Annotated in this window: 1 protein-coding gene; it reads right to left on the bottom strand. The window is 73.0% G+C overall.

Annotated features, from left to right (window positions below; all coding sequences use genetic code 11):
• Positions 1–1,111, bottom strand: a 1,111-nt coding sequence (locus tag AB0C29_RS49790; RefSeq protein ID WP_360835576.1) for a tetratricopeptide repeat protein, incomplete at both ends; no start/stop codon positions are given.

Genomic DNA, 1,111 nt, shown 5'->3' with positions numbered 1-1,111 from the left:
GTCGCCGAGGGCCGGCCGATGGGCGACCGGGTCCGTCCCGGCCAGCAGCCGCCGGAGCCGAAGCGCCTCGCTGACCGTGGCCAACGCCTCCGCGTGCCGTCCGGTGCCCTGCAGATGCGTCGCGACCACCTGCATCGCGCCGGCGTACTGCGGGATGTGCGCACCCTGGTCACCGACCAGATCCTGCATCAGCTCCAGGGCCCGCCGGGCGAACGTGACAGCCTCATCGATCCGGCCGAGGGTGCCGGTGAAGGTGGCCGCGTTGCTGAGCGACGTGGCCAGCAATGGCTGGACCTTCGGCGCGTTGACCCGGACCAGGTCTTCCCGGATCTCGATCGCCTCCAGCGTGTGGGCGAGCGCTTCGGGGTAGCGGCCGGCGTCGCCGAGGCAGGCGCCGAAGTTGTGCAGCGCCACGGCCAGCGCCGGCCGGTGCGCCGCGGGATTGCTCCGCACGAGTTCCCGCGTGACGGCGAGGGCCTCGGCGGCGGGCTCGTGGGCGGCCGGCCGCCGGCCGGTGCTCCGGCGGGTCGCGGCCAGGTTTCCCAGTGCGTTCGCGAGGTCCGGGAGATACCGGTGCCGATCATCCTCGACCAGCTCACGGTAGATCGCCGTGGCTTCCTCGGCGGCCTGCGACGCCTCGTCGCGACGGCCGACGGCGAGGTACCGGCCGCTCAGATTGATCAGACTCCCGGCCAGGTCGGCCCGGTAGCGCTCCGGGTAGGCCTCGGCGACCCGCCGCAGCAGGACGGCAGCGTCCTCGGTGGGGGCGACCGCTTCCTCGTCCCGGCCCAGCTCGGCCAGAACGGTGCCGATGTTCATCAGCGAGGTCGCCAGGTCCGGCAGATACCCGACGTGGTCCCGGACGAGACGATGGTGCAGTCGCGCGGCCTGTCCGGCATCCTTCAGCGCTCGCTGATGGTCGCCGGTGAAGGCGAACGCCGCGCCCCGGATGCTCAGTGAGTTCGCGTAGTCGCCGAGGTGGTGGTCCGGACCGGCGGCGGCCAGCAGCTCCACGGCCTCTGACGCGGTCTTGACCGCCGCCTCGTGACGGCCGGCGTGGTGCAGCCGGATCGTGTGGTCGATGAGCACCCGCGCGCGTTCCGCCGGATCG

The organism is Actinoplanes sp. NPDC048791 (assembly GCF_040650095.1).
Taxonomy (GTDB): domain Bacteria; phylum Actinomycetota; class Actinomycetes; order Mycobacteriales; family Micromonosporaceae; genus Actinoplanes.
This window is presented reverse-complemented; position numbering and strand designations above follow the sequence as displayed.